23 protein-coding genes are annotated in these 23998 nt (G+C 46.5%); 14 read left to right on the forward strand and 9 right to left on the reverse strand.

Annotated features, from left to right (window positions below; translation table 11 throughout):
• Positions 1 to 285 precede the first annotated feature (285 nt).
• From cysD to WG89_RS07435, 3 genes are all read left to right on the forward strand, one after another.
• A complete protein-coding gene (cysD, locus tag WG89_RS07425; RefSeq protein ID WP_062263557.1) occupies positions 286 to 1242 on the forward strand; it encodes a sulfate adenylyltransferase subunit CysD in 957 nt (318 codons plus the stop codon).
• Positions 1242 to 2861 (forward strand): sulfate adenylyltransferase subunit CysN, encoded by a 1620-nt coding sequence (cysN, locus tag WG89_RS07430; protein WP_062263560.1) that lies wholly within the window; start codon positions 1242 to 1244, stop codon positions 2859 to 2861. Before cysD ends, cysN begins: the two co-directional genes overlap by 1 nt.
• A 266-nt stretch (positions 2862 to 3127) precedes the next feature.
• Positions 3128 to 3808 (forward strand): MarC family protein, encoded by a 681-nt coding sequence (locus WG89_RS07435; protein ID WP_062263562.1) that lies wholly within the window; start codon positions 3128 to 3130, stop codon positions 3806 to 3808.
• Between the two features lie 7 nt (positions 3809 to 3815).
• On the opposite strand, the gene WG89_RS07440 is transcribed toward WG89_RS07435, so the two are convergent.
• Positions 3816 to 5057, reverse strand: a complete 1242-nt coding sequence (locus tag WG89_RS07440) for a styrene monooxygenase/indole monooxygenase family protein (RefSeq protein WP_062263565.1) — start codon at positions 5055 to 5057, stop codon at positions 3816 to 3818.
• Between the two features lie 321 nt (positions 5058 to 5378).
• Between WG89_RS07440 and WG89_RS07445 the strand changes: the two genes are divergently transcribed.
• The 4 genes from WG89_RS07445 (at position 5379) to WG89_RS07465 (ending at position 9799) form a co-directional block, all read left to right on the forward strand.
• Positions 5379 to 6578, forward strand: coding sequence for a glycine C-acetyltransferase (locus WG89_RS07445; RefSeq protein WP_062263568.1), 1200 nt, complete (start codon positions 5379 to 5381; stop codon positions 6576 to 6578).
• Positions 6579 to 6635: 57 nt separating this feature from the next.
• On the forward strand, positions 6636 to 7661 hold the full coding sequence (gene tdh, locus WG89_RS07450) for an L-threonine 3-dehydrogenase (protein ID WP_062263571.1): 1026 nt from the start codon (positions 6636 to 6638) through the stop codon (positions 7659 to 7661).
• Between the two features lie 181 nt (positions 7662 to 7842).
• On the forward strand, positions 7843 to 8523 hold the full coding sequence (locus WG89_RS07455; RefSeq protein WP_172806737.1) for an HAD family hydrolase: 681 nt from the start codon (positions 7843 to 7845) through the stop codon (positions 8521 to 8523).
• Positions 8524 to 9508: 985 nt separating this feature from the next.
• Positions 9509 to 9799 carry a DUF1330 domain-containing protein gene (locus tag WG89_RS07465; RefSeq protein ID WP_153301472.1) on the forward strand — a complete coding sequence of 97 codons (291 nt, stop codon included), beginning with the start codon at positions 9509 to 9511 and terminating at the stop codon, positions 9797 to 9799.
• A 93-nt stretch (positions 9800 to 9892) separates the two neighbouring features.
• Here the strand turns inward: WG89_RS07465 and WG89_RS07470 are convergent, their stop codons facing one another.
• A complete protein-coding gene (locus tag WG89_RS07470) occupies positions 9893 to 10543 on the reverse strand; it encodes a class I SAM-dependent methyltransferase (RefSeq protein ID WP_062263581.1) in 651 nt (216 codons plus the stop codon).
• Positions 10544 to 10742: 199 nt separating this feature from the next.
• Here WG89_RS07470 and WG89_RS07475 point away from each other — a divergent pair, with 199 nt between their 5' ends.
• From WG89_RS07475 to WG89_RS07495, 5 genes are all read left to right on the forward strand, one after another.
• Positions 10743 to 11060, forward strand: coding sequence for a hypothetical protein (locus WG89_RS07475; RefSeq protein ID WP_062263584.1), 318 nt, complete (start codon positions 10743 to 10745; stop codon positions 11058 to 11060).
• 99 nt (positions 11061 to 11159) lie between these two features.
• Complete coding sequence (pyrE, locus tag WG89_RS07480; RefSeq protein WP_062263587.1) at positions 11160 to 11690, forward strand: orotate phosphoribosyltransferase; 531 nt, start codon at positions 11160 to 11162, stop codon at positions 11688 to 11690.
• Between the two features lie 31 nt (positions 11691 to 11721).
• The gene (locus WG89_RS07485; protein ID WP_062263589.1) at positions 11722 to 12084 is read left to right on the forward strand and encodes a VOC family protein; all 363 of its coding nucleotides are present in this window, start codon (positions 11722 to 11724) and stop codon (positions 12082 to 12084) included.
• Positions 12085 to 12162: 78 nt separating this feature from the next.
• Positions 12163 to 12684: a GNAT family N-acetyltransferase gene (locus WG89_RS07490; RefSeq protein ID WP_062263771.1), complete on the forward strand. Its 522-nt coding sequence runs from the start codon at positions 12163 to 12165 to the stop codon at positions 12682 to 12684.
• Positions 12685 to 12766: 82 nt separating this feature from the next.
• Positions 12767 to 13063, forward strand: a complete 297-nt coding sequence (locus WG89_RS07495) for a hypothetical protein (RefSeq protein ID WP_062263591.1) — start codon at positions 12767 to 12769, stop codon at positions 13061 to 13063.
• Positions 13064 to 13156: 93 nt separating this feature from the next.
• Here the strand turns inward: WG89_RS07495 and WG89_RS07500 are convergent, their stop codons facing one another.
• Together WG89_RS07500 and WG89_RS07505 are read right to left on the reverse strand one after the other, a co-directional pair.
• Positions 13157 to 13396, reverse strand: a complete 240-nt coding sequence (locus tag WG89_RS07500; RefSeq protein WP_062263594.1) for a DUF2798 domain-containing protein — start codon at positions 13394 to 13396, stop codon at positions 13157 to 13159.
• A 46-nt stretch (positions 13397 to 13442) separates the two neighbouring features.
• Entirely contained in the window at positions 13443 to 13934 is a 492-nt protein-coding gene (locus WG89_RS07505; RefSeq protein ID WP_062263597.1) for a DUF2938 domain-containing protein, read from the reverse strand.
• Positions 13935 to 14174: 240 nt separating this feature from the next.
• Between WG89_RS07505 and WG89_RS07510 the strand changes: the two genes are divergently transcribed.
• On the forward strand, positions 14175 to 14630 hold the full coding sequence (locus tag WG89_RS07510; RefSeq protein ID WP_062263600.1) for a helix-turn-helix domain-containing protein: 456 nt from the start codon (positions 14175 to 14177) through the stop codon (positions 14628 to 14630).
• 24 nt (positions 14631 to 14654) lie between these two features.
• Here the strand turns inward: WG89_RS07510 and WG89_RS07515 are convergent, their stop codons facing one another.
• Positions 14655 to 15992 carry a hypothetical protein gene (locus WG89_RS07515; RefSeq protein ID WP_062263603.1) on the reverse strand — a complete coding sequence of 446 codons (1338 nt, stop codon included), beginning with the start codon at positions 15990 to 15992 and terminating at the stop codon, positions 14655 to 14657.
• 437 nt (positions 15993 to 16429) lie between these two features.
• On the opposite strand from WG89_RS07515, the gene WG89_RS07525 reads away from it, so the two are divergent.
• Complete coding sequence (locus WG89_RS07525; RefSeq protein WP_062263608.1) at positions 16430 to 18052, forward strand: acyl-CoA synthetase; 1623 nt, start codon at positions 16430 to 16432, stop codon at positions 18050 to 18052.
• Between the two features lie 71 nt (positions 18053 to 18123).
• On the opposite strand, the gene WG89_RS07530 is transcribed toward WG89_RS07525, so the two are convergent.
• The 4 genes from WG89_RS07530 to WG89_RS07545 form a co-directional block, all read right to left on the reverse strand.
• Positions 18124 to 20109: an SGNH/GDSL hydrolase family protein gene (locus WG89_RS07530; RefSeq protein ID WP_153301473.1), complete on the reverse strand. Its 1986-nt coding sequence runs from the start codon at positions 20107 to 20109 to the stop codon at positions 18124 to 18126.
• Positions 20110 to 20228: 119 nt separating this feature from the next.
• Entirely contained in the window at positions 20229 to 21221 is a 993-nt protein-coding gene (asd, locus tag WG89_RS07535) for an archaetidylserine decarboxylase (RefSeq protein ID WP_062263614.1), read from the reverse strand.
• A gap of 349 nt (positions 21222 to 21570) precedes the next feature.
• Positions 21571 to 23019, reverse strand: a complete 1449-nt coding sequence (locus WG89_RS07540; RefSeq protein WP_414630389.1) for an IS1182 family transposase — start codon at positions 23017 to 23019, stop codon at positions 21571 to 21573.
• 282 nt (positions 23020 to 23301) lie between these two features.
• On the reverse strand, positions 23302 to 23964 hold the full coding sequence (locus WG89_RS07545; protein ID WP_172806738.1) for an SCO family protein: 663 nt from the start codon (positions 23962 to 23964) through the stop codon (positions 23302 to 23304).
• Positions 23965 to 23998 lie beyond the last annotated feature (34 nt).

A 23998-nucleotide genomic window follows, 5' to 3' on the forward strand; every position in this document is an offset into this window, starting at 1 on the left:
CAGTATTTAGACCATAAATTCTGAACAACTTCGCTTGTCGGCCTCTCGCTAGCTCTTTTCCCGCCATGACAGCATTTTGTCGACAGATCCATGCAATAAGCATGCATATGTCGACAAAATGTGTCAGCCGAAAAAATAGCAGAGCGAGAAGCTCGACATTTCATGGAATGTCCGGGTTAATATAATGTTATGAATTATTGATATAGTTTTCTTGTTTTATATTCCATTAGTGCTGCTAGTATTCGAACTAAGAACAATTCTAAGCCAGCTTCGGGTCTAGCATTCATGTCTGACACAGTCACCCAGGAGGGCACTAATAAAAGTGCCAGCGAGCTTTCTGGAGAGCGCCTCAATCATTTGAAGCAGCTCGAAGCAGAAAGCATTCAGATCATTCGGGAAGTAGCCGCCGAGTTTGATAACCCGGTGATGCTCTATTCCATTGGTAAAGATTCAGCAGTAATGCTGCATCTGGCCATGAAAGCCTTTTATCCGGGCAAGCCTCCTTTCCCGCTCATGCATGTGGACACCACCTGGAAGTTCCGGGAAATGATCCAGTTCCGTGACCAGATGGTTGATGACCTTGGTCTTGAATTGATTGTGCATACTAACCAGGACGGTGTTGAGCAGGGCGTTGGACCTTTCACCCATGGCAGTGCCAAACACACTGACATCATGAAAACCCAGGCCTTGAAACAGGCTCTGGACAAGCACGGTTTTGATGCCGCCTTTGGTGGTGCCCGTCGTGATGAAGAAAAATCACGGGCGAAGGAGCGGGTTTACTCTTTCCGTGACAAGAACCATCGCTGGGATCCCAAGAGTCAGCGTCCTGAACTCTGGAACATCTACAACAGTGAAGTTGAGAAGGGCGAAAGTATTCGTGTCTTCCCGCTGTCCAACTGGACTGAGCTGGATATCTGGCAGTACATCTATCAGGAAAATATTCCCATTGTGCCGCTGTACCTGTCGAAAGAGCGTCCAGTGGTTGAGCGTGATGGCAACCTGATTATGGTTGACGATGAGCGTATGCCTCTAGAGCCCGGAGAGCAGCCGATGATGAAGATGGTCCGCTTCCGTACTCTGGGCTGCTATCCATTGACCGGAGCAGTGGAGTCAGAAGCTGACACCCTGCCTGATGTCATTCAGGAAATGCTGCTTACCAAAACCTCAGAACGTCAGGGTCGGGTGATTGATCACGACAGTTCCGGATCGATGGAGAAGAAAAAACAAGAGGGGTATTTCTAATGTCTCATCAATCCGATTTAATCGAATCCGATATTCAGGAATACCTGCGTCGTCATGAGCAGAAAGAGATTCTGCGCTTTCTGACCTGTGGCAGTGTGGACGATGGCAAAAGTACACTGATTGGTCGTCTTCTCCATGACACCAGCATGATTTATGAAGATCAGCTGGCCTCTGTTGAAAACGACAGTAAACGTGTAGGAACCCAGGGCGAAAAGGTTGATCTGGCACTGCTGGTGGACGGTCTTCAGGCCGAACGTGAGCAGGGTATTACTATTGATGTGGCCTACCGTTATTTCTCTACAGAAAACAGGAAGTACATCATTGCGGATACTCCGGGCCATGAACAATACACCCGGAATATGGCGACTGGTGCCTCTACCTGTGATCTGGCCATTATTCTGGTGGATGCCCGTCAGGGAGTTCTGACCCAGACTCGCCGCCATACCTATATCGCCAGCCTGCTGGGTATCAAGCACCTGGTAGTCGCTGTTAACAAAATGGATCTGGTGGATTTCAGCCAGGAACGTTTTGAAGAAATTCGTAATCAGTACCTGGACTTCTCTGAGTCGCTGAACCTGGGCGATGTTCGTTTTGTACCTGTATCCGCTCTGGATGGCGATAACGTTGTCCATCGCAGTGAAAAGGCAGACTGGTACAAGGGCCAGACTCTGATGGAAGTGATGGAAAGTGTAGAGGTGGCCAACGACCGTAACCTCGATGACTTCCGTCTGCCAGTGCAATACGTCAGTAGACCTGATCTGGATTTCCGGGGTTATGCCGGAACCATCGCTTCGGGTGTTGTAAAGCCAGGCGACAGAGTTAAGGTACTGCCTTCCGGTCTGGAAAGTGCAGTGGCAAGAGTAGTGACCTATGACGGCGACCTGGAAAAAGGTTTTGCCGGTCAGGCAGTCACCCTGACACTGGAAGACGAGATTGATATCAGCCGAGGCGACATGCTGGTGCATGCCTCAGATGAGGTTTCCGTTTCTTCTCATCTGAATGCCAGTGTGGTCTGGATGGCTGAGCAGGCTATGAAGCCCGGTCGTCAGTATCTGATCAAGTTTGCCACCACCAAGGTAGCCGGTAGTTTCACGGGCATTAACCACAGAGTGGATATCAATACGCTTGAGCAGCAGGATGCCGAAGAGCTGGCTCTGAATGAAATTGGCTCTTGCCAGTTGGTTCTGACACAGCCGGTTGTTTTTGATCGCTATAAAGATAACCGCCAAACCGGTGCCTTTATAGTTATTGATCGTCTCAGCAACGCCACTGTGGCTGCTGGTATGGTTGAGTCTGCCACTCATGAAGGTGATACAGCGGACAAAGTTCTTGCCAGTGACAGGGCGAACCGTCTTGGTCAGCATTCAGCACTGGTTCAGGTTGATGGATCTGAAGGTTATCTTCAGAAAGTTGAACGTCACCTGTTTGATAGTGGTCTGTTGCCCGTAGTGGTTGATCAAAAAGATCAGTATTGGACTCAAAAAGCAGAAGCACTTCTCAAGGCTGGACTGGTTGTTCTGGTTGAAAAAGCTGAGCTGAAGGACCTGGATGTAGAAGTCATTCATAGCATCAATGAGTCTGACAGCTTGTCGACTCTGGTTAGTTCTCTGTCTCTATAACAGAGATAGGCTATCGCAGATCTCCGGCTGCGATAGCCTTACTTGTTCTTTCTACCTTAGAATTTGTCTCGAAATAACTTCCCGATTAACACACGGATTCCGTTCACCCTGAGCTTGTCGAAGGGGCGTGGTATTGGGCTTTTCAGACAAGTCCTTAGTCACTCAGTTGTCTCGATAAAGCTGACTGCTGACCTCTTTATCTCATCTATACTTCCTTCATTCAAAATGCTGCTATTTCAGGCTTTTCAGTTATTTTATGATTCGGGATGAGCAGCATTTCCCGCTCATGGCTTTTGGGCCTGCAAACTATCTGTGACGTCTATATGTCTCCTGAACAGATCTCCAATTTCCTTTTGCTCTTTGCTGTGATTGACCCCATAGGCAGTATTCCGCTTTTTCTTTCGGTCACCCGCCACTTTTCCCAGGCTGAAAAATCCATTACGGCTCTGAAGGCCGTTTTATACAGTGGCTTGATTCTGGGGGTGTTTCTGCTGATTGGTCAGCAGCTGCTCAGCGCTATTGGAATCAGGTTGGGAGCTTTTCAGATTGCAGGGGGGATGGTGCTATTTCTGTTCGGTGTGCAGATGATTCTCAAGCCGGAACAGGAAGAGTTTGGTGGTGATTTTGAGTCAGGACATGATGTTGCAGTTTTTCCGCTAGCGATTCCATCTCTTGCTAATCCGGGAGCGCTCACAGCCATCATAATTCTTACAGATCATCGCCAGCACGGTCTTTCGGAGCAGCTCTTCACCGGAGTTCAGGTTCTGGTGATCCTGGTCATCACCTGGATATTGTTTCGTCTGGCTCACTACATTTATAAAGTGCTGGGCGTGAACGGAACCAATGTGCTTGTCAGAATCATAGGATTATTGATTACGGCCCTGTCCGTCGAGATCTGCATTGAAGGTCTGGCAACCCTTGGCTGGTTGCCTTTACCTCCAGAGTGACAGATGTTTAATGCTCAACTTCTGTCGTTAAGTTTTGCAGGTACTCACCCGCAGCCTGTTCATCGGCAAACCAGGGGAAAAGATCCGCAGGATTGTCAAAAGCATTTGCGATTCGGTTGGCCAGCTCCGGAATCTGGCCGGCAGCTCCCAGTAAGTTCAAAACGAATTCAGGAGGTGGCATCAGCATCATGTTACTCCACTGGGTCGACCACTGAGCCTGTTGCCAGAATGTATTGAAAGTGTCTTCCATCCACTTCTGGTCAAAAGGTTTATCTGTGTGCTCCAGAATTCTCTGGAGATAAGTATCAGCTGCTTTTGTCGCGTTGTTGGAACCTTGACCGGTGATAGGGTCATTGAGGCAAGCGGCATCCGCCATAGCCAGCAGCTGCATACCTGCGTCCAGCTGAATGACCGGATGGTAAACCGTAGGGGTTATCTCTCCCTGTAATACCGATTGGCCAGTGAGAAGGACTACTGAAGCTATACGTTGCTGCTCCCAGGGCAGATACTCCCCCAGAAACTCTCTTGCCTTGATCAGTCGTTCTTCTTCAGAATTGTTTCTTGAGAAACAGTCCATCGGCCCTTCGGGGATGGCTTCAAACAACATGGCTTCTGCAGGGCCATGCTCTGTCAGTACAGGCATTACAAAATATTCGCCAATACTGGGGATGACATTGAATGAAACCCGGTCCAGTGTGGTGCCCTGATCAGGGTGCTGAACATAGAAAAGAGAAAGCTTTCTCTGGGGGGCATCAAAAGGTGAGCATTCAGGATTCTTTCTTCTGATTTGATCATTCAGGCCCTTGCCGGTGGCCACAATCACCAGGTCAGCCTGTTGAGCCAATGATGACAGGTCGCTGGCATCTATTTTGCGAATTTCCAGCAATCCACCCAGAGCTTCAAATTCCTCCATCCAGGCTGAAAACTTGATTCTCTGATCTACGGATTGTGCATAGCGATCCAGATCTCCAGTCCATTCAATGATCTTTTGAGCCTTTTCCCTTGGAGCTGTGGCACAGAACTGTATGTGCTTGATCTTTGGGCAGTCAGCCTCCCAATGGTTCAGACTGAGCTGCCTTTCTGTCTCCAGAGAAGAATGGAACATGCACTGAGTGGACATGACAGAGCCAGCAAGCACAGCTTCAGGCGTCCGGTCAGTTATGATCTTTACGGAGTAGCCCTCTTTCAAAAGGCCCAATCCCAGTAGCAAGCCGGACTGGCCTGCACCCACAATGGTTATTTTTCTCATCAGCTTCTTTTTCTGATTATGTTTGAGGGGCTTACTCTATATTGAGCTACAGCCATTTCTGTATACGTTTTTACCAGAGTTTGGGGTTTGAATGTAAGCTGAAAGGCTTGGTTAGAAGCCTTTGCGGAACCCCCCCCCAATGCCACGACTCATGAGGGACTTCGGCTGAAATACGTACAAATGCTGGTACAGAGTCGCGACTCCCTGATTCACTATTGCAATTCTTCTACAATGGGGTATTGGTACTTTGTTCAGCCTGAGATATGTTTGGGGGCTGAATCGGGACTGCTTCCCTCATATCCTTGTTTCCCTGGAGCCGAAATGAAAGCCGACTTTTACGCTGGACTGCGTGAGCAGCTGGAAGACCTTAAAAAAGAAGGTTTGTATAAGAGCGAGCGCGTTATTACCTCCCAGCAGCAGGCTGATATCACTGTAAACACCGGTGAAGAGGTCATTAACTTCTGTGCCAACAACTACCTCGGGTTGGCCAATGCCCCGGAACTGATAGAAGCGGGCAAAGAGGCACTGGATAAGTACGGTTACGGTATGGCCTCTGTTCGCTTTATCTGCGGTACTCAGGATGTTCATAAAGAGCTCGAGAAGCGTATTTCCGAGTTTCTGGGTATGAACGATACCATCCTCTATTCTTCCTGCTTCGACGCCAATGCTGGCCTGTTCGAGACCCTGCTGGGGCCAGAAGATGCCATCATCAGTGATTCCCTGAACCATGCCAGCATCATTGATGGTGTACGCCTGTGTAAAGCCAAGCGTTTCCGTTATGCCAACAATGATATGGCTGATCTTGAAACCAAGCTGAAAGAAGCCACTGAAGCCGGTGCCCGCTACAAGCTGATTGCTACTGACGGTGTTTTCTCCATGGACGGCGTAATAGCCAACCTGGAAGGCGTCTGCGACCTGGCTGACAAGTACGATGCCATGGTGATGGTAGATGACTCTCACGCTGTAGGTTTTGTTGGTGAAAATGGCCGTGGTACCCACGAGCACTGTGGCGTTATGGACCGTGTAGACATTATTACCGGTACTCTGGGCAAGGCCCTGGGTGGTGCTTCCGGTGGTTACACCTCTGCAAAAAGTCCTGAAGTCATCGACTGGCTGCGAAATCGTTCCCGTCCTTACCTGTTCTCCAATACCCTGAGCCCAACCATTGCCAGTGCTTCCATCAAGGTACTGGATATGCTGGAATCCGGTGGTGAACTGCGCGAAAAGCTGCGTCACAATTCCGCTTATTTCCGTACTGAAATGGAAAAGCTGGGCTTCACTCTGGCAGGTAATGGCCATGCCATCATCCCTGTTATGCTGGGCGATGCGGCCCTGGCGGCCGAGTTTGCGGAACGAATGCTGAAAGAAGGAATCTATGTAGTAGGATTTTCTTTCCCTGTAGTGCCCAGAGGCGCAGCCCGTATTCGTACACAGATGTCTGCTGCCCACAACCAGGAGCATATGGATCGCGTTGTAGCCGCCTTTGCTAAAGTCGGTCGTGAGCTGGGTATTATCTCCTGAAGAGATGCTTGAAAGTTGCCCAAGAGCAACGCTGAGCCAAGTGTATAGGAATCTGACATGAAAACCCTGGCAAAACTGAAAGCTGAAAAAGGCATCTGGCTGGCTGACAAGCCCAAGCCGGAGCCTGGCTATAACGACGTTCTGATCAAGATTCGCAAAACAGCAATCTGCGGAACAGACATGCATATCTACAACTGGGATGAGTGGTCACAAAAGACCATTCCTGTAGGCATGCATGTGGGTCACGAGTTCATTGGTGAAATCGTGGAAATGGGCGAAGGCGTACGTGGTTTTGAAATTGGCCAGCGTGTGTCCGGCGAAGGACATATTACCTGTGGTCACTGCCGTAACTGCCGTGCCGGTCGTCGTCACCTGTGTAACTTTACCGTAGGTGTGGGCGTGAATCGTGAAGGTGCTTTTGCCGAGTACCTGTGCATTCCGGCCACTAATGCCTTCCCGATTCCTGATGACATCAGCGACGAACTGGCTTCTATCTTCGACCCCTTCGGTAACGCTGTTCACACAGCACTGTCGTTTGATCTGGTAGGCGAAGATATCCTGATTACCGGTGCCGGTCCTATCGGTATTATGGCCGTGGCTATCTGCAAGCATGTGGGTGCCCGTAACGTGGTTATCACCGACGTCAACGACTACCGACTGGATCTGGCTCGTAAGATGGGCGCTACCCGTGCCGTTAACGTAGCCAACGAAAACCTGAAAGAGGTGATGGAAGAGCTGGGCATGGTTGAAGGCTTTGATGTGGGCCTTGAAATGTCCGGTAATGGTCGTGCATTCCAGCAAATGCTCGAATGCATGAACTACGGTGGCAAGGTATCCCTGCTGGGTATTCCTTCCAGCGACACCACCATCGACTGGAACCAGGTTATCTTCAAAGGTCTGGTTATCAAGGGTATCTACGGCCGTGAAATGTATGAAACCTGGTACAAGATGACCAGCATGTTGCAGTCTGGCCTGGATATCTCTCCAGTCATTACCCACCGCATGTCAGTGGATGAGTTCCAGCAAGGTTTTGAAATCATGGGATCCGGTCAGTCCGGTAAAGTGATTCTCGACTGGAATTAATGGCGTTTCTGCCGGTGAGAAGAGTCTTTTGATTCTTTTCATCGGCCTGTCAATTCAATATACGACTTTGCTTCCTGCGACTATATTTAGTCGTGAAGCCGTTAATCTTTAAAAGTACCACCCAACCAATTCCCAACTGATAAATGTTGCCTACCTTTTTATGCCAGGGAGTGAGGAGCCGATGCCTGCGACTTTGAAAGCTGTATTGTTCGACATGGACGGAGTGATTGTGGATAACAATGATTACCATCGCAAAGCCTGGCAACTGTTCCTTAAGCGTCACGGCATGGATATTTCCGATGAAGAATACAATCGACGCATATCCGGCAGGGTTAACTCGGAACTGGTTGCCATGCTGTTTGGCAGCCACCTGAATGGGGCAGAGGTCAAAAGACTGGGTGAAGAAAAAGAGCAGATATTTCGAGACCTTTACGAGCACCATCTCAGACCCATCAGTGGTCTGCACAACTTTCTGAAACTGTTGAGAAAGGCCGGAATACGGTTAGCAGTAGGCACTTCAGCTCCGGTATCCAACCTGGATTTTATCGTGGATGGTCTGGGGATAAGAGACAGTTTTGATGTGCTGGTGCACCAGGGCATGATCGAAAGAGGGAAGCCTGACCCGCAAATTTATCAAACCTGTATGGAGTATCTGGGTGTTCAACCCAGCGAAAGCCTGGTCTTTGAAGATTCATTAGCTGGAATTCAGTCAGGTCTGGCAGCCGGTGCCAGAGTCGTTGGTGTAACCACAACACACTCTGCTGGTGAACTGAAAGGTACTCTCTGCAATATTGAGCATTATCGGGACAGTCAGCTCGAAAGCGTTTTTCCAGAAATTTCATCGGATAGCCAGCGATACTAATCGACACATTGAAGCTCAGCCCAGTTTTAAAGAAAGCTGGGCTAAGACTTATTTCTTGTCCCGAATATTTACACACGGATGCCGTTCACCCTGAGCTTGTCGAAGGGTAGTGGTGTTGGGCTTCGACGGGCTCAGCCCGAACGGGCTTTGAGAGGGTTTCAACAAGGAAGTTAATTTCAGACAATGCCCTTTTTACTTTGTCCTCATCCAACAACCCCTCATAAAAAATTCCAGTTGAACGACAAAATATATGTATTTGTACCTATCTCTGTCTCCTGAACACTGGCACAATAGCTGCAAATTGACAACGATGCAGCAGGGTGCTGTTGCAGCATAGGGAATATGGCTTGCTCGATGGACTTGTTTGGGCAGATCTCTGGGCGGTAGCGTGGGGGGATAGTTTACATTTTCTTTTCTTTCTATAGTTTCGAGTGTTTTTGTTGTCTCTTTTATACAAGTGCTTTAAGCCTGCTTGGTTATGAGAAAATCATATGCATTAAGAAATATGGAAGGGCTGATAAAGGATTAGTGGATAATAAAAATAAATTTAAGTTTCTATTGTTTGGGGTAGGGGTATTTCTAGTTAGTTCTTTTCTTGTTCTAGTTTCAAATTATATGTTGTTAATTTCATTTGCATTAGGGGTTTTTTTTCTACTTATATTGAGTTTGGAAAAAATAAAGAAAAAAACAACAAGAAGGCATCAGATTTTCAAAGTACTAGGAATTGCATTACTAATGTCACCTGCATTTGTTGTTTTAGTGCTTTTTTTTAGCTTGTTTATATCCATAGTAAATAAGTAAGTCTTCATATTTGTTATAAGTTTAAAAGGGATTTAAGTTGGTGTATGACATAGAGGTTAGTAAATTGGTGGTTTTATCAGTCATTATGGATACCCTATATGAAAAAATATGGTAATAATTAATTAAAAGGGTTAGGCTTCTTGCGTTTGTCTAATTCTTAGTCTTAATAGAGGGTTGACTACAGGTGGCAATACTAAATTTCGCATTCACTGAAGTTGAGAATAGTGAAAAAATGCAGCAGTATATAGACTCTGCAGCACCATTGATGGAGAAGTTTGGTGTTGAGGTGATTGTGCGTGGGAAGTACTTGAAGAGCCCATTGGGTGAGTCAAAAAATACTCATATTTCTGGTGTTTTTCGATTTCCTGATATAGAAACAGCAGAAAGGTTTTACAATTGTGAGGAATATACTTCGTTGATTCCTCTAAGAGATCAAGTAGGAAAGATGATCTTCGATTTCTATGAGGAATCGTAATTTGAAAAAATCTGATAATTGAGTAATGAAAAAGGATAGCCTGTGAATGAATTACTTTTGGCTATCCAGAGAGTGTTTGTAAAAAATAAAATGTCATCGAGTGTATTTTAAAATATAACCTTTAAAATCCTGATCAAGATAGTCAATGCTCTCAGGCTTTTGATGCGAAGAAGTAAAACCGTATTCTATCATTCGAGAGGTTAATTTATTCTTTCTACCCCTTCCCGGATCAACAATGATGACTTCACAATGTGGCTTTGAATGAGCTTGTAAAAAGTCAGCTAAAAGATCTATGTGAGCATCCTCGTAGAGTAAGTCACTGCCAATAATCAGGTCAAAAAGCCCAAGGTTATCGTTGTTGTTTGCCCAGTTAGTTTGTTCAAAAGCTATGGCTTTATCCTTGTTTAGAGAGACATTTCTCTGCAAAAAGCTTTTTACTTCCGGGTGGTAATCAGTTGCGGTGATATCAGCATTTTGTTTGTTCAGGAGTAAGCTGGAAAGCGCCATGCCGCAGCCCACTTCGAGTATTCTTTTTGAGTCGGTTTCGTAGTCTTTTATGAAGTGGGCCAGTACCAAACTGGAGGGCCAGACCACGCCAAAAATAGGCCAGGAGGCTGAGCAGATTCCCAGTTTTTCAGCTACGCCTTCCGGGTCGTGATATTCCTGCCTGTTGCGCAAAGTGCAAAGGTGAATATCCGTTTTTCCGAACTCGATGGTTTGGTAGCACAGTCTGGGAGTTGTCATTCTTTAGCCTTTTTTATTTTAATGCTAAGCCAGCTATCGAAAAGCAGATAAATGACAGAACGAGAGTATTCCATTAGGGTAAAGGATTTAAATATTAAGGCAAGGTATTTAACAGTAACACTCAGTATGACTAATTTTATATAAGCTTATAATCATGCTTGTTTTCAAGCATTAAAAGAGAAGAGGAGCTTTTAGTTTGATGACTAAAATTTCAAATAAAAATATGTGGCTTCTGATTAATTTTGCTCTTTTTACAATAGGTGCACTATTTAGTTCATATAGGGCATGTAGTGTTGATTTAATGTGTGTATTTAAAGGTGGTATAAGTCTTATGGAAATGCCGCTTTTTCTATTAACTCTTTTGATTATATGGATTTTTTCATGGGGTTTACTCTGCAAGATATTTTATCTGGAACCAAAAGAGAGTGATCGGATTAACAGTAAGAAAGCCTTTGTTTCTTATGCCCTATCCTTAATCACCAGCTTTGTTTACCCCTATATTATGTTTGGCGGATAGCTGCAAATAGCCTGTGAAATATCCCCTGACCTGAATGAATTGGAAGCTGAGCAGACGACTTGTCTTATTGGCCTGATATAACCATCAAAAAGAGGCAGCATGAAAAAATCTGAATTAGGTAAAGCCATTTATGAAACGTCGAATATCAAAGGAGAGTTCGCTCTTCGATCAGGTCAGGTAGCCACCGAATATTTCGATAAATATTTGTTTGAAGCAGACCCGAAGCTGCTTGCTGCTGTAGCAGAGCATATGGTTGGAAGCCTCCCTGAGCAGTATGACCAGCTGGCTGGTCTGGAAATGGGAGGGATTCCCATAGCCACAGCACTTTCACTAAAAACCGGCAGCAAGTCTCTTTTCGTCCGTAAAGAAGCTAAAGAGTACGGAACCTGCAAGATTGCTGAGGGTGGAGATATAGAAGGTTCCAGATTGGTGATCATAGAAGATGTAGTGACATCGGGTGGAGCCATTCTGGATGCTGTAAAAGAGTTACGTGCACGAGGAGCTTTGGTCAACCACGTTTACTGCGTGATCGACCGGGAAGGGAGTGGTAGAGCCAATCTTGAAGCTGCAGGATTAACATTTACTCCTCTGTTTACCAAGTCGGAGTTGGAATCCTACTGTGCTCCCTGACAGCTTTAAGATATATATTAAAGGTACCCAAATGATCGACCACTTCGAGATAAAAACAATCAATTTTGAACAGTGTAAAAAGTTCTATGAAATATCACTGCTGCCACTGGGTATTGAGCTGAAGTGGGCTGATGAAGCTGCTGCTGGCTTTGGTATGCTGGGCGCAGACAAGGTTATGTTTTTGATAGAAAAACACGGTACTTCTACACCTTCTCATATTGCTTTTTCTGCTTCTGATCAGGCTGCTGTTGAGGCTTTTCATCAAGCAGGTATCAGCTGTGGGTTTCAGTGTAATGGTGCACCGGGTATTCGGGAGCATTATTCACCCGATTATTTTGCTGCATTCTTGCTGGACCCGGATGGCAATAACATTGAGGCAGTCGTATATATCTAAACCTGATCTGAGTCGACTGCGTTTGCAGTGCGCCTGAGCATAGGCACTGATATAAGAATAAATCCTCTGGAGATGAATTTGCAGTTTATCCACGAAATTGATGTTGATAAAAAAACACACCACCAAATTAAAGAGCTGAGAAACAGTAGCTTTCCTGACCATACTTCTGAACATTCCTTTTTTAAACAATTACCCCATATTCGTTGCCTTGAGTATCGTGACTCCATTCTGGTGGGTTATATGGGGTTGGATTATCGTGTGATGGGTGTGGGTGACCATCACTTTAAAATCCTGGGGGTTATAGATTTCTGTGTTGCGGAGTCAGAGCGAGGTAAGGGGCTGGGAAGTTCTATGCTGGATAGCCTGGCTTCTTTCGCTGAGGTGAAAGATGTCGATTTTATCATTCTGGTTTCAGAGAACCGTTCCTTTTATAAGCGCAATGGTTTCAGGCCGCTCACAGTGCCATCATCCTGGCTTCGGTTGCATGAGTATAAAAATTACGGTGTAGCGTTTGAATATATAGATGACCTGTGGGTAAAGCCTGTGAGTGACAAGCACTGGCCAGAAGGACATGTGGACTGGCTTGGTTATATGTTTTAGATGTTAAGTCAAATGCAGTATAACTACGCAATTTGAATTCAGGGCACCATGATAAAATAGCCGTTTTCAGGTGCTCTTCTGCATGATTAAAACCTATCGCAAGTACCGGCTGACCGTTGATGTTTTGACCAGTCTGTTCCTTATTGGCGTTGCCATTGCCGTTGTCAGTATGAAGTACAGCCCGGAGAGCACTATTGAGTTTATCTCCATCGATTTCCTTGAGCCTGCGCTCCGTTTTTTTGCCACTGCGCCCACGATTGTAAACTGGGTGATTGCGGGTATTTTACTGATTCTGGGTTGTCTGAAATTTGTGCTTGCCTTCGCTAACTACAAAACGGCAACGATTCAGAATACAGCAGTACCGGTATCCGGCACTTAAGCCCTCAAAAAGCAGGCTGAATTTTCAGTCAGACTTTCATTTCATGACGCATGAGCTTTTCAATCTGTTTGAAAAGCTCATGTCTTTTCTCTCTCATCCTTCCTGTGGTTGCTCGGTCATTCTGGCAACGATCTGTCTCACCAAAGGTGCAACAATAGCTACGGTTGGGAAGGCTACTGGCCAGGTAGTCAGGCAGCTTTTCAGCCATTGAGCGGGTAATCCTGCATGAATACCCTGTGAAATGACCAGAACAAACCCTGAAACAATACAGACCATAATGGCTGACAGCAGGGCACTGAATAAAATGGGCGCAAAGCGAGCTGGGATACGCATAATCGTCTCCTGATGATTTTTATTTGAGTGTCGCCAGGTATTGGGTTTAAAGCTCAATAAGTTGTTTGGTTGCCAAGCCTGAAACATAGAGTCCCAGCCCAAATACCCCGTGATTGATCATGCTGTGCAGTCGGGCTGATCCCGGATTCGGTGTTTTGGAGGAAGCTATGCCTGCTCCCATGCCGGGTTGCATGATGAAGAAAGGAGCAGCAACTGTCACAAGTCCCACTAACATGGCTGGGCCCACAGTTGGATTCTGAAGCCATTGATCTCCCCACAGGCCTATCAAAACTGCTGCGAAAATGATTCCTGTCAAGTAATGGAAGAGCCAGCCAACAGTTTGTTCCCCCTTGATTACAGGGCTGTTTTTAATGGACTGGTGGTAGAATTGCCCGTGTTTCATATGAGCAATCCAGCGGCCAACCATTGTGTAATTGGGAGGGCTAAGACCCAGTAAATACTTTCGTTTCACTCCCCACACATCCATCACAATGGTAGCTCCGATACCTACGCAGACTATGGCAATTAAAGTGTCCATAAGCGTCTCCTCTTTTGTTTTCAACAAGGTCTAGGAGCCTGACCGAGAATAGCGTCCGAGCATAAAATTCAGTAGAACGAGGCTATTTTTTCGATGGGTTTGTGCGAATAGTTGACCTATTTAAGCAAATTCATCGGAAAAATAGACCGTTCTTTCTGGATTTTAGGCCGGACTGTCTATTCTCGGTCAGGCTCCTAGTGTTAGCCTACAACTTCAAGTCGACTTGAGGTCAAGGGCGCTATGGATATTTCTGAAGTGGTTAAACGTTCCGGGGTTCCGGCTTCCACATTGAGGTATTACGAAGAGAAGGGCCTGATACGCTCAGTAGGCCGACGAGGTTTGCATCGGGTTTTCAATGGTTCAGTACTTGAACGACTGGCGTTGATCGCTCTGGGTCGAACAGCGGGCTTCTCATTAGACGAGATTGCGCCGATGCTGGGGAAAGAAGGACAGCCAGAGATAGACCGCAAAATGTTGTCTGAGAAGGCGGATGAACTGGATAAATCCATTAAACAGTTGACGGCTATGCGGGATGGGCTTAGACACGCTGCAGAGTGTTCTGCCCCCAGTCATATGGAGTGCCCGAAGTTCCGTCGCTTAATGGGGCTTGCAGCCGTTGGGGCTATTGGTGAACCGTCCAGGAAGAAACCCGGGAAAAAGACTCAGGCTTTGAAAAAGAAATCCAGCCTGGAGTAATTTCCCCAAAATAACTTTCAGGGTTTACTCTGAATCATCGGATTTTATGATTTGTTGTCGGCTCATTGCTTTCAAAGTGTCTAACACCTTCAAATTGAAACCACCGCCAGGTGCCTTTTTAAGTACGACAAAGGAGTTGTAATTCATGTCATTGCTCCAGGTGCCGTTCATTTGATGCACGCTTACGCCTTTGTGATCATTGCCTTGAATACCAAACACTTCAATATCCGCATCTTTAAGGCTGTTGCGGATGGATCTTGCCATGGCAAAAGCTCTTATACGGTGAAGGCCCAGGTTGAGAATTTCCCGGTGCTGGTACTGATCCTGAATAAATTCCCTGAAGCTGATACAGCCTCCTGTAGCCAGAAGCTCATGGTAAAAGTCATGCAATACTTGAAAGTGTCGGTATCGGGTATAATCTTCCAGCGTGCGGATCGCATCAATCCCTTGAGATAAACTCTGATCGTCTCGTAATCCCAAGGTGGCTTTTAGTTCAGACTCGGATCTGGAGCCTTTAGCCAGAGCCTGTTCAATAGCTCTTGAGAATCCCCCGGTTAAAAGTGGGATATGGATACTATGGGGGCTACGCATCGTAAGGTGAAAATAACTTGTAGGGAACAGGTTCACCTTTTTGGAATACCATGGGTATTTATTCCATAGCCACAAGAGTTGGTCTCTCATGTCGGTATAGAGATCCTGATCAAACAGTTCACTCCACACATCAGCTTTTATCATTGCCAGTAACTGATCTTTGTCCATTACTCCGGCATTGAGAGTGGAAAGAACCTGAAGCTGATGGGTGTTCTTGCCATGAATCATATCCACTATCTGATCGCTGTCTAGAAATAACGAGTGTTGTACAACGGGGTCAGCAACGGTGTGAGGAACAAAACCCAAAAAAATCGGGCTGGGCACAGCAAAGCCGTATTTTGAAAGCTGATTATCCAACTCAGAGGTCAACAAATCCGGTAAATAGCTCTCGGGCATCCAACCTTCCTTCGGCAGTGGATAGGCGATATAGCCCGGTCTTTCTGTTCCGGTTCTGTCTTCATGTGCGTTGAAATTAAAATAGACAGACTCTGTAGTGTAGTCTGTTGCATATAAAGTGGCGTGCCATTGGGGATGTTTAGTCAGGTACTGCCCTGATTGCACCAGAGCGGGAAGGATATGGTTGAGCTTGGAAGCGTGCTGAATGACAGGGGCAGGAATTCTTTCTTCGGCAAAATCTCTCCAAAGATCGGCAAGGCGATTTATGAGAATTTCGAGGTGTTTGTTATCCGGGAAAAGGATTTGATCCAATGGCAGGTCATCCAGCAGGAGTTGATAGGTTTCACCAATATCCTTCCTATCCTCCAGGAACATGATTCTTTCTCTTGGAAGTCCCAGCTCAGTGGACAATTTCTTTTGGATGCAGCTTAGGGAGCGAAAGTGGCCAATCAAGCATTCAGGCTCTGCTGAAGCATCATTTCCAGAAGTGCTGAAAGCTGTTTCCAGAACTATTAAGGTGAAACAGAATAAAAGGGAGTTAAATATGAGTTTATTTTTAAACATTGAGACCTGCAGTATCTTGCTTTAGTTGAGTTCCCCCCTTGTGTTCCATTGTTATGAAATTATTGCTATCTATGGCACGGATAAATTTCAGCTTAAAAGCCTTTGACCTTCGGGCATTATAGAAGTTCCCTCTAGACCTGTGCTCGCCCTCTCTTTTAATCCACAGTTTACAAAATAAACTGACTCTGAGAGATTAGGATCTACAAATAAGGCGCCTATCTTAAAATAAGAATAATTGAGGTCATCCCATGGAATTTCATCTGGCGGATCTGTTTGAGCAGGTGGTGGACAGTGTACCTGGAAATGAGGCTCTGGTCGCTGGCAGTGAGCGTCGTACCTACGCTGAACTGGATGTGAGAGCGAATCGTCTGGCTCATCATTTGGTCAGCAGCGGTGTGGAAGCCGGTCAGCATGTAGCTATTTATGCCTATAACCGGGTGGAATGGATTGAAGCCCTGATTGCCTGTTTCAAAATCCGGGCTGTGCCGATTAATATCAACTTCCGCTACGTTGAAGATGAACTGATATATATTTTTGACGACGCTGACATTGTCGCTACCGTTTATGAGCGCAGTTTTACTCCTTTACTGGAAGCCATTCAATCCAGACTGCCACTGTTAAAAAGTTTTACCGTGATTGAAGATGGCAGTGATCATGATAGCTCAGCATTGAATGCTTTTGAGTATGAAAAGGCACTTGCTGAATCCAGTCCTGAGCGAGACTTTACCGGTCGTTCAAGCGACGATGTCTATATGATTTATACCGGTGGTACGACCGGTATGCCCAAAGGCACCATGTGGCGTCATGAAGATATCTTCTTTGCCGCTATGCAGGGCGGTAACCCCTCCGGTGATCCCATCAAGCAGCCTGAAGAGTTAGGTGAGGTCGTTAAGAACAGCTTTCCACTGACGACAGTCTGTCCTCCTCCCATGATGCACGGAGGCGGCACCTGGACCTGCATGATTACCTTTTTCACCGGTGGTAAATTCATTCTGTATACCGGCAAACATTTTGATGCCGATGAAGTCGTTAAACTCACCCAGGATGAGAAAGGTCTATCCCTGATGCTGGTAGGTGATGCCATGGCAAGACCCATTGCTGATGTCATCGAAACCGGAAAATACAAACTGGATGGACTTATGGTGGTCTCTTCTGGAGGCGCTATTCTCAGTCAGCCGGTGAAAAATAAACTGAAAGCACTGTTACCCAACCGTATGATTCTGGATAGTTTCGGCGCTTCAGAAACAGGCCACAACGGTGCCGTGATGGATATGGGAGACGAAGAAGCTGCGGGTCCTCGATTCACTCTGTCTGAACACACTCAGATTCTGGATGAAAATCTGGTACCTCTGAAGCCCGGAAGTCCCGAGATTGGCCGACTGGCTCGAAGCGGTCATATCCCTTTGGGCTACTACAAAGATCAGAAGAAAACCGATGCTACGTTTAAAACCGACAGTAACGGCGTGCGTTGGGTCATTCCCGGTGATTTTGCCCAAGTGTTGGAAGATGGCTCGGTTCAATTGATGGGAAGAGGTTCCGGCTGTATTAATACCGGCGGTGAGAAAGTCTTCCCTGAAGAAGTCGAAGCTGCCCTGAAAGCACACGACGATGTTTTTGATGCCGTTGTTGTGGGTGTTCCGGATGAACGGTTTGGTCAACGGGTAGCGGCTATTGTGCATCCCCGTCAGGGTAAACAGCCCTCCATGGAGGATCTGGCTGCCTTCTGCTCCAGTAAAATTGCCCGCTACAAAGCGCCCAGAGAGCTGATTCTGGTGGACGAAATTAAACGGACACCGGCGGCTAAGCCTGATTATCGGGCAGCCAAGGCATTGGCTCTCAAAACATTAGGTCTGGAAGAAAAGTCTGCGTGATAGTCTGTTCTTCGTAATTCTATTTATTAATGTGAGTGCTGCGGGGTTTCCCACAGCACTGCCTTCTGTACTCAATGTAATTTCTTATAGTCGTACAGTGCTTCCTGCATCAGTAATCTTAAATGTTGGCTGCTTATACGCTGTATTTCATTGCTCAGTGGTTCAAGATCTGGTGAGTGCTGGTCCTCAGTTTCAGGCTTTGCAGACTTATCTTTCAATCGAGAGAGTAACCACTTCATTCTGACAATGTCTGCTTGATGTTCATCTGCTTCGTAGTCGAGAAAACAGGGTGACTGATTCTCTGAATCTTTGGCACTGCTCACGGTGTATCTAGCTTTATTCAGGAAGTCCCGAACCTCTGCTGAGGGGGTTACGGCCGATTGCACAATGGCTTGTAGCAGCGGTTCAGCATTGTATTGCTCGACTACACTTGCTGCGAACTGACGGATGGTTTCTGGCTTTTCTTCCAGTTTTTTCCAGGCAGCTCCCACATCTTCTGGTGAAATCGTATCGTAGAAAGTTTTCAGATCTCCATTCGACGACAACAGGCCCAGCTGAGTACGGGTAAAAAGGTTATGGGGTATGGTTTCAGGGTAGGGAAGCTTGCCCAGCGCAAGAGCCTCACTCAATGTGTTATCACCAGAAACACCTACCACGGGCTTTGACAGAAGCATCAGAGCCATCATGGCTTGGTGCGGCAGGTGACCAGGGTCAACAAGCGTTAGAGTAATGCCATTCTCTAATTCCTGTAGGGTAAGGGTTCTGGGAGTAGCCTCTGTTGACCATAGATGAACAGTGTTGACTTGAGCATGTTTCAACGCACTTTTTGCATAGGTAAAACTGGTATTCAGCTCTTCTTCGGAAAGCGACATTATGATTGTCTGGTCTTGTTCAGGGTAGGCTTGAGCCAATGAAGCGATAAATCCCAACTTGCCATTGAGATGATGGAAGTAGGTAAAGTAATAACCTGCTCCTGCCTGAAAGGCTTTTAATTGCTTCTCTTTTCTCTCGTGGCCGGTTAGAACTTGTCGGGTTACCTGGGGAAGCGCTTCAAGAGCCTGAATAAATGGACTGCTTTCTGGCTCGTTGTTAAATGCTTTGAATTGTTCGGTTAGCTCTGTGTCTATCAGGATTCCGGCACTGTGGGGTTCCAGACCAAACCGTGGAACTCGATAGCAGGACATGAGTTTTGATACCGGTGTGCAATAACTGGTTGGATCTTCTGCAAAGGTTCTTCGTTCTCGATAGGCAGGCTCTTCCAGATAGCCTTGATACTTAAATCGATATTCCCTTATGTGCTTGCTGAAGGCATCGAAGGAGGATTCAGGATCGTTGAATCGAACATCCTGAATGTCCTGATACTCAATTTTGAAGTAGTCCTTATTTAAAATCTCCTCAACGTAATCATAGGCAGCCCCATTTATCGTGCGTTGCACCCATCCCAGTTGTTTTCGGCGACAGTCGCTGGTTTCACAATTATGAAGGCTCTCCAGCTCACTGACTGATGCACCGATAAATAAGCCATTTTGGGTTCTGAGAGGGTCAACCGCTTTCCCTGTAATGGCTCCCAGCATAAGAATAAATTGAGAGGCTTCCAGATTCGCAGCGGCATCTTCCGGATTTCCTCCTTCTCTGAGCCAATACCAGTCAAATGGATGATCAGGGAAGAGCCCGGGAAGTCGCAGTGCTTTTTCAGAAGTCGTATCAACAGCCAGCCCTAAATTTAGGAGGGGCATTGATTTAAGCAGGTTTCTGGCTGCTTTGGCTACATAAACGGCATCACCTATCGATTGATGAGACTGGGTGGTTAGCATCAGTTGATGTTGAAATAGCTCACTTTCAATCTCTTCAGTATCCAGTTGAGCAAGGAACAACTTGTAGATATCCAGCTGTCCCTGATTAAGAAAGTGGTGGCCAAACAGTTCTGTTGGGGCTGCTTGCTGGTATGACTCTTTTAGTCGCTTTAGATCTGGGTTGTCCTCTTCTGCAATTGCAAGATGGACATGAAAGAGCAACAGCGTATATGACAAAAGTAGGACAATTGTTCTAAGGATCATATTATTCTCTGATCGACTGATTGAGCTTGCCTCTGATCCCTGAGCGTTTTTCTGAACACTTAAATCTAACAGAGATTGATCGTTTTGCTCTTCAGTCTTTGTGAGTAGCCACTCACCGATCAGTAATGGCCCACTTTTTCTCCCATTCTGACCTTTTCACCCGCTTTTAGCTCAAGAGTTCCCTGATCTTCAGGAAACAGCAAAATAACCGTAGAGCCCAGGTTAAATAACCCCATCTCTTCTCCTTTTTCCTTCCTGACCGGTGGTTGATCCTTTTGGTAGTCAATGGTGACAGGCTTGTTACTCATACCCGGTTTTATGCACATCCAGCTGGTTTCTATTCGACCCACATTTTCAGCACCGACCAGCACCATGATGAATGGGCCGTGATCACCGTCGAACACTGCGATCATTCGCTCATTGACTGCATAGAGATTATTGATCGATTCCGCGTGTCGTGGATCAACTCTGTGCAAGGTTCCAGGAATGCTGGTAAGGGTTCTCAATGTGCCTGAAAAAGGCATATGCACTCTGTGGTAGTTGCTGGGTGATAGATAGAAAGTGACGTATGAGCCCTTGAAGAACGCTTCAGCCAATTGATCATTGCCGTGTAAAAGATCAACCAAAGAGTATAACTTTCCTTTTGCCTGAATCATTTGCAGGCCATCTATTCTTCCTGTTTCTGAAACCAGACCATCAACAGGGCTGGTTAGAGTGTTGATGTCAGGATCTATAGTTCGTGCACCTGGTTTCAAGGACCGGGTGAAAAAAGCATTGAAGTTTTTGTACCAGCCTATGTCGGGATGCAGTAATTCTGTGACATCAATGTCAAAGAGTTTGATAAAGACATCAATCATGGGGTCTTTGATCAATGGGCTGTCTGCGTAGGCAAGATCAGTAAGAATATTCAGGTTCAGCCGCTTCAGAGTGTCCTGACTGGTCTGATTCATTTCGGTGCCCAGCAGAAGATTACCCAGCAGCAGCTCATAGGGAATCTGTTCATCTTTTTGTAATGAACAGTCAACATCTGCCAGAGTGTTGCCACTGAGGAGGAATGAGAGCAAGGCAATAAGAGCAGATGCTCTGGCAGCAGAGAGCCCTTGATTATTCATGGGAAGAGACCTGAAGCTGAAGAAAGGTTAGATTCAGAAGAAGAGTAGAACAGGATGAGAGAATTACTCATCCTGCTTTGGTCTAGGAGCCTGTCCGAGAATAGCGCTCGAGAATAAAGTTCAGTAGATCGAGCCAGGTTTTTCGTTGGATTTGTGTGAATAGTTGACCTATTTAATCAAATTCAACGGAAAATATGGCCGATCTTTCTGGACTTTAGGCCGGGCTGTCTATTCTTGGTCAGGCTCCTAGCAGCCTGTCGGACTTGAACCCATAAACGCAGTTCAAGTAATTTCAGACTCTGACTATTCCGGAGAGAACTTATAAAACCCTCTCCGGCGCATTACATTTTCAACTTGTCCTTATGATTTTTCTCACTCTTGGCCTCAGATCAGCCCAATAGTGCCACAGATAAGTCGCCAACAAGACCAGTTCCAACCACTGCTCTTCATTCACTTGTTTCAGGCTGAACATCCGCCTCAAGTTATACGCAAGACAAMCCAGCGMCCACTCTTTTGTCACATTGTCCAACCCTCGCACCATGAAMCGCCGATMCCCCATGKCTTCTTTCTGTATCCCAAAGGKCGGTTCTATCKTATGTTTTCGCTGKCTKTAAATCGCCCGTCCTTCTCGTGTTTGCAGACGCCACTGCATCCACTCCACCGTACTGGCMCTMCCATCTGGTTCTGGATCATCCGGTTGAAAMCGCTTCAGCAATGGCAAGTTATGAGCTTCTCTGCTAATCGCAATGTAAGGCGTCAGKCCTGCTTTATCCACAGCATGAACMTTGGMTTTGCTGAAATAGCCTGAATCTCCCAGAAGMCCCGCCGCCTTACCCAGTACCGGCTCCAATATTTTCAGCTGAGCCAGTGTAGGAMCCACTTCTTTTTTGTCGTTAGCTGACTGAGTGACATGGCGGGDGAKGATCAAGCCGCTTTCGTTATCGACAGTGCCCTGWGCATTGKAAGCTTGTTCGAAGGCKCCGCCCGGTGCTGGCATGAKTCGGGAATCCGGATCAGTCAAACTCMCCTGATCTTTATCCCGTGCTCCCGGTTCTCGCGGGCGTGGTGCCTTGCCTGCATTGTTACGGGCTTTACGGCGCTCAACCTTTTCTTCGTACTCGGCCTTTTCCTGCTGGTATCGCTCTTCAGCCCGWCGTTCTATTTCTTCTTTTGCTTTACTGATAMCGGCCAGTCGGTCTTCTCTCCGCTTGAGTTCATCAGGTATCGACAGCCCTTCGGGCAGCTCATTTTTATCCGCTTGCTCTGACATGMCCAGAAGTTCTGCAACTTCCTGTTTCAACTGTTTCTCCAGCTTGCAAGCGTGTTTATAACTCAAAGCCTTACTCTTGTTGGCATTAGCTTTGATTTTGGTACCGTCCAGGCTCACATTGCCMAGCTTCAACCAACCCGCCTCTTGAGCAATCATTAAGATCTGGACAAACAACGCCTCAATGTGCTGACGGAAGCGCTGGCGAAACGCGTTGATACTGTCGTGATCCGGATGCTGGTTGGCACAGATATAACGGAAAGCAATGGAGTCATGAGTCGCCATCTCCAACTTGCGGCTGGAAAAGACACCGGTTGCATAGCCATAAAACAGTAGTGAAACCATCATGGCAGGATGCCAGCCTTTTGATCCTGKGCCTCGATAAGAATTGATCAGKGGAGACAGGKCGAGCTGGTCAACAACATCCACCACAAAGCGAGCCATATGACCTTCTGGAAGATAATCCTGGATGCTGGCMGGGAAAAGGTCGGGAGTGTTTCGGTCGACCGGTTTGAACTTCCACTTATTCATAGTGCTTTGAGTGTTACTGGTACTGGAATTAGGATTTTACCTGTTTTGCTGGTTAAGTCCGACAGGCTCCTAGGGAATGACTGGAAAAGAAGGGAAAAAGGACAAGAAAAAGGGAGTACGCAGGGCAGTTTTTCATGCTTTGCTCGCTTTATTTTTCTTATTATGTACCTCCATCCTACGGTCAGACGTTTTTGCCTGCTGAAGTATTTCGATTTCATTCAGCATTTATTCATCTATTGCCGTCTAAGTAGTCAGACGGCAATAGATGCTATTAACGATCACTTAGTCTTTATACAGTTCATCAACCGCAACCATCACTCTGGCCAACTTGTCAGAGTCCAGAGGTGGGCGAATAAAGCCATGGTAATCGCCTCTTGGGTTGATGATGGCCAGGTTTGCTCCGTGATCCACCAGGTAATACTCATCTTCCGGATCAGTCACCGGCGTGTAGGGAATATTCAGCTGCACCGTGAGATTGTGAATATCCTTCTGGCCACCCGTCACTCCCACAAAATCAGGGTTGAAGTGAGGAACATAACCATTGAGCTTTTCAACGGTATCCCGGCGTGGATCAACCGTTACCATGAAATAGTGCATCTTATTGGCCATTTCAGGGTTATCTTTTTTCAACAACTTGTCCATCTGATTCAACTGACCCAGAGTTGTTGGGCAGATATCCGGGCAGAAGGTGTAGCCAAAGTACACCAGAGACCATTTCCCTTCGAGGTTAGCCTTGGTAAAAGGCTGCCCTTTGTTGTCCACCATCCCTTTCATTTCAAAAGAACGTGGCTTGTCGAAAACCACCGTCCCCATTTGCTGCAACTGCTCGAGAGTCAGCGACGGTTTATTCATGTGCTTATAAAATGTCAGTCCAATGATGACCGCGACTATAGCCACCAGAACCAATACTGTTTTATTCACGCTGCCTTTCATCCTGGATGTCATGAAAAATCCTCTAGAGCCCTCAGCCTCAATACTA

Source organism: Endozoicomonas arenosclerae (assembly GCF_001562015.1).
Classification (GTDB): domain Bacteria; phylum Pseudomonadota; class Gammaproteobacteria; order Pseudomonadales; family Endozoicomonadaceae; genus Endozoicomonas_A; species Endozoicomonas_A arenosclerae.